Here is a 5,000-nt window from a genome sequence, read left to right as displayed (position 1 = left end):
TCTTATTATGTAAGTAAGAACTTATAGAAAGTAGGTGTCTCCTATACATACAATTATAAAAACGACTAACCTTACTAAAGTATATGGCACTCAAAAATCAGTAGATAATCTAAATATTAATGTTCAACAAGGAGAGGTTTATGGATTCATAGGACGCAACGGTGCGGGCAAAACAACAACCATACGTATGCTACTTAGCCTTATAAAGCCTACAAGTGGAAATATTGAAATATTCGGAGAAGACTTATTTCAAAATCAAAAAAATATTTTAAGAAGAATTGGTTCTATCGTTGAGGTTCCAGGGTTTTATGAAAACTTAACTGCAAAAGAAAACTTATTAATTAATGCAAAGATAATTGGGATCCACAAAAAGAATGCCATTGAAGAAGCATTAGAAATAGTAGGCTTACAGCATGAAACAACAAAGTTAGTAGGAAAGTATTCTTTAGGAATGAAGCAGCGCTTAGGAATTGCACGTGCTCTTCTCCACTACCCTGAACTACTCATACTAGATGAACCAACTAATGGACTCGATCCAATCGGTATTAAAGAAATGCGAAAACTCATTAAATCTTTAGCTCAGGAAAGAAATATAACGATACTCATTTCTAGTCACATATTAGCTGAAGTAGAACAACTAGTCGATCGTATGGGAATTATCCATGAAGGAAAGTTACTAGAAGAAGTTTCTCTTGATACGCTACGCAAAACCAACCGTAAGTACATAGAATTTCAAGTGAATCATGACAATAGAGCCACAATGCTATTAGAAAATCATCTTCAAATTTTTGATTATGAAGTACATGATGAAGGGAATATTCGTATTTATTCTCATTTTGGACAGCAAGGACACATAAACAGAACGTTCGTTCTTAATGATGTCGATGTATTAAAAATGGCGATGAGCGAAGACAGATTAGAAGATTATTTCACCAATCTAGTTGGAGGTGGAACAATTGGTTAATCTGCTCTATACAGAACTATTAAAATTAAAACGTTCCAATATGTTTTTAATTAGCATTATCGGGGCTGGTGTCGCACCCTTCTTAGTGGTCGTAGCGTCTTATATACACATAAAAACAAAACAACCTACTCCAACTATTTTGTTCCATCAACTATTCACCGAAGTTAACTTATATACTACTTTAATTATAGGATTCCCCTTATATGGGGTAGTGATTGCTTATCTGTTTACCCGTGAATATACAGAAGATACACTAAAACATTTACTAACTATTCCAGTCTCACGCATTAGCTTTATTATAAGTAAGTTCATCATTCTCTTTCTTTGGATTATAATGCTTACTTTAGTCGCTTGGACACTAACTTTATTATTAGGGCTAATAGGTAGCTTCCCTGGATTTAGTACCATCTTACTCTTAAGCTCTCTCGTAAAATTTTTAATATGTGGTGGACTTCTCTTTCTATTGTCTTCACCTATTGTACTATTAACCGTTGTAATGAAGACCTATGTACCACCTATTATATTAACGGTCATTATTACAATGATTAACCTTATGCTCGTGAACTCTAAACATAAAGATCTATTTCCGTGGACCGCTACTCTAGATATCGCAAATAACGAATTACAACCCACATATCCACCAGAGTATTCTTATATCATCATTGCAGCAACAGCAATTTTCGGATTTATTGCAACACTATTCTATTTTAAGAGAGTAGATATTCATTAATTTATAGGAGTGAAACTATGAGCGATATCATCATTGCCTTCATACTCGGTATTGTAGAGGGATTAGCAGAATTTTTACCTATCTCTTCTACTGGCCACCTTATATTAGTCGGACATTTATTAGGCTTCGAAGGAGAAAGAGCAAAGACCTTTGAAATCGTTATACAGTTAGGCGCAATTTTAGCTATTGCGATTTTATACTATAAACGCCTTGTTTCTTTATGTAATATTAAACCTCTTCTACGAAAAGAGAAAAAATTCAACGCATTCCATGTATTTCTTGGTGTATTCCCAGCGGTAGTTGCTGGATTACTATTACATGGTGTTATTAAAACATACTTATTTCAGCCATATACTGTCGTCATTGGACTTGTAGCAGGAGCAATTCTTATGATTTTTGCAGAAGTAAAAAAGACAGAAGCAACCGCCTATTCACTGGATGATTTAACCTACCGTCAAGCATTAACAATTGGATTATTTCAATGCTTAGCGGTATATCCTGGCTTCTCTAGAGCTGGATCTACTATTTCTGGAGGGTTATTAGCGAAAGTAAATTATAAGACCGCATCTGAATTCTCTTTTCTCATTGCTCTTCCTGTAATGGTTGGAGCTACAGGCTTAGACTTATTAAAAAGTTGGAAGTATTTAAGCGTTGATGACATCCCTATGTTTGCGGTAGGATTCATTACCTCTTTTATAGTAGCAATGCTAGCCGTAGTAACTTTTTTGAAGCTTTTAGAGAAGATCGGTTTAAAACCTTTTGCATATTATCGTATTTTGCTGGCTATCTTATTTACGCTGTTCATATTGCTATAGATTCATATAAGTCACATATTACTAAACTGATATTCAAGTTGGAATATCAGTTTTTTCTCTATTTCACCTCTAGTATTACTCACTTCAATATGGCATAGTTGTAATAAACCGCCCTTAATAATCCGAATATTCTTCAAACAGTTATATCCTTTACCGTACGACACAATTGGAAAATTAAAAATCCCATATATGGACAGAACGTGTTTACAAACCATATTCATTCCGCATATTCTCTTTCTTAATTCACAACACACCGATACAAATTTTAAATGAGTACAAAGGCATACAAATAAGTAAATTTCTCAGGGATTATAAAAAGACTACATATTAATTAGAGTGAGGTAACGATACAAATGAATCCATTAGCACAAACATATTGGGATACTTATTGGGGAAACAATGAAAAACCAGCATCTGTTACAGCTTGGCAATTTGGGGACTCCCCTAATTATCTTGCACAATTAGTAATTGATGGTATCAAAACCGCAACATGCTCCTGTCACACTTTTTATGAGTTAGAAAATGAACCACTACCGACGACTAATGATTATAGTATTATACTCAATAGTCAGGATAAACCTGTAGCGATTATTAAAACAATAGAAGTAACTGTAACACCGATGAATGAAGTAAGCGAAGAATTCGCTATCGCTGAAGGCGAAGGAGATTGCACGTATAATTACTGGAGAGACACCCATGTTCGTTTTTTTACAAAGGAACTAAATGAGTTTGGTTTTACTTTTTCTGAAGATATGCTACTCGTTTGCGAACGATTTGAGCTCATTGATGTGAAAAATACAGCAGAACTATAATAAACAGAGCTTTACTGAATTTTCATGTTGCTATTTTTTAACACAAATAAGCTCGTTATTTATAGCTCAAGAAAACTACAGATAACGAGCTTATTTTATAAAACATAAAAAAGACGAGTCATCCTGACTCGTCTTAAGCTTGCTTGGCGACGTCCTACTCTCACAGGGACAAGGTCCCAACTACCATCGGCGCTAGAGAGCTTAACTTCCGTGTTCGGTATGGGAACGGGTGTGACCTCTCTGCCATCATCACCAAACTATGAAGGCATATTCCTTCAAAACTAGATAACATTTGCTACATATTATATGGTTAAGTCCTCGATCTATTAGTATTCGTCAGCTCCACATGTCACCATGCTTCCACCTCGAACCTATCAACCTGATCATCTTTCAGGGATCTTACTAGCTTACGCTATGGGAAATCTCATCTTGAGGGGGGCTTCATGCTTAGATGCTTTCAGCACTTATCCCTTCCGCACATAGCTACCCAGCTATGCCCTTGGCAGAACAACTGGTACACCAGCGGTGCGTCCATCCCGGTCCTCTCGTACTAAGGACAGCTCCTCTCAAATTTCCTACGCCCACGACGGATAGGGACCGAACTGTCTCACGACGTTCTGAACCCAGCTCGCGTACCGCTTTAATGGGCGAACAGCCCAACCCTTGGGACCGACTACAGCCCCAGGATGCGATGAGCCGACATCGAGGTGCCAAACCTCCCCGTCGATGTGGACTCTTGGGGGAGATAAGCCTGTTATCCCCGGGGTAGCTTTTATCCGTTGAGCGATGGCCCTTCCATGCGGAACCACCGGATCACTAAGCCCGACTTTCGTCCCTGCTCGACTTGTAGGTCTCGCAGTCAAGCTCCCTTATGCCTTTGCACTCTACGAATGATTTCCAACCATTCTGAGGGAACCTTTGGGCGCCTCCGTTACACTTTAGGAGGCGACCGCCCCAGTCAAACTGCCCACCTGACACTGTCTCCCGGGTCGATAAGACCCGTAGGTTAGAATTTCAATACAGTCAGGGCGGTATCCCACCAGCGCCTCCACCGAAGCTAGCGCTCCGGTTTCAATGGCTCCCGCCTATCCTGTACAAACTGTACCAAAATTCAATATCAGGCTACAGTAAAGCTCCACGGGGTCTTTCCGTCCTGTCGCGGGTAACCTGCATCTTCACAGGTACTATAATTTCACCGAGTCTCTGGTTGAGACAGTGCCCAAATCGTTACACCTTTCGTGCGGGTCGGAACTTACCCGACAAGGAATTTCGCTACCTTAGGACCGTTATAGTTACGGCCGCCGTTTACTGGGGCTTCAGTTCAGAGCTTCGCTTACGCTAACCCCTCTCCTTAACCTTCCAGCACCGGGCAGGTGTCAGCCCCTATACTTCGCCTTACGGCTTCGCAGAGACCTGTGTTTTTGCTAAACAGTCGCTTGGGCCTATTCACTGCGGCTTTCCGTTAAGAAAGCACCCCTTCTCCCGAAGTTACGGGGTCATTTTGCCGAGTTCCTTAACCAGAGTTCTCTCGCACACCTTAGGATTCTCTCCTCGCCTACCTGTGTCGGTTTGCGGTACAGGCACCTTTTATCTCGCTAGAAGCTTTTCTTGGCAGCGGGGAATCAAAGACTTCGCTCCATAAGGAGCTTCCCCATCACAGCTCAGCCTTCACGATAAGC

General features: G+C 39.8%; 4 protein-coding genes and 2 rRNA genes (1 of these 6 running past the window's edge). 4 read left to right on the top strand and 2 right to left on the bottom strand.

The features are described from left to right. The first annotated feature begins 34 nt into the window (after positions 1 to 34). The 4 genes from MHH42_RS01650 to MHH42_RS01635 all read left to right on the top strand — a co-directional run bounded on the left by MHH42_RS01650 (position 35) and on the right by MHH42_RS01635 (position 3,321). Positions 35 to 964 carry an ABC transporter ATP-binding protein gene (locus MHH42_RS01650; RefSeq protein WP_016107411.1) on the top strand — a complete coding sequence of 310 codons (930 nt, stop codon included), beginning with the start codon at positions 35 to 37 and terminating at the stop codon, positions 962 to 964. Beyond that, positions 957 to 1,694, top strand: a complete 738-nt coding sequence (locus tag MHH42_RS01645; protein ID WP_000247704.1) for an ABC transporter permease — start codon at positions 957 to 959, stop codon at positions 1,692 to 1,694. The genes MHH42_RS01650 and MHH42_RS01645 overlap by 8 nt, the downstream gene beginning before the upstream one ends. Before the next feature lie 17 nt (positions 1,695 to 1,711). Then, positions 1,712 to 2,509 (top strand): undecaprenyl-diphosphate phosphatase UppP, encoded by a 798-nt coding sequence (gene uppP, locus MHH42_RS01640; RefSeq protein ID WP_001279970.1) that lies wholly within the window; start codon positions 1,712 to 1,714, stop codon positions 2,507 to 2,509. Between the two features lie 353 nt (positions 2,510 to 2,862). Next, on the top strand, positions 2,863 to 3,321 hold the full coding sequence (locus tag MHH42_RS01635; protein WP_016107410.1) for an ASCH domain-containing protein: 459 nt from the start codon (positions 2,863 to 2,865) through the stop codon (positions 3,319 to 3,321). A gap of 141 nt (positions 3,322 to 3,462) precedes the next feature. Here the strand turns inward: MHH42_RS01635 and rrf are convergent. Next, positions 3,463 to 3,578, bottom strand: a 5S ribosomal RNA gene (rrf, locus tag MHH42_RS01630). Between the two features lie 49 nt (positions 3,579 to 3,627). Beyond that, positions 3,628 to 5,000: ribosomal RNA gene (locus tag MHH42_RS01625) — 23S ribosomal RNA — on the bottom strand (it continues 1,549 nt past the right edge of the window).

The organism is Bacillus sp. FSL L8-0099 (assembly GCF_038006385.1).
Lineage (GTDB): Bacteria > Bacillota > Bacilli > Bacillales > Bacillaceae_G > Bacillus_A > Bacillus_A toyonensis.
This window is presented reverse-complemented; position numbering and strand designations above follow the sequence as displayed.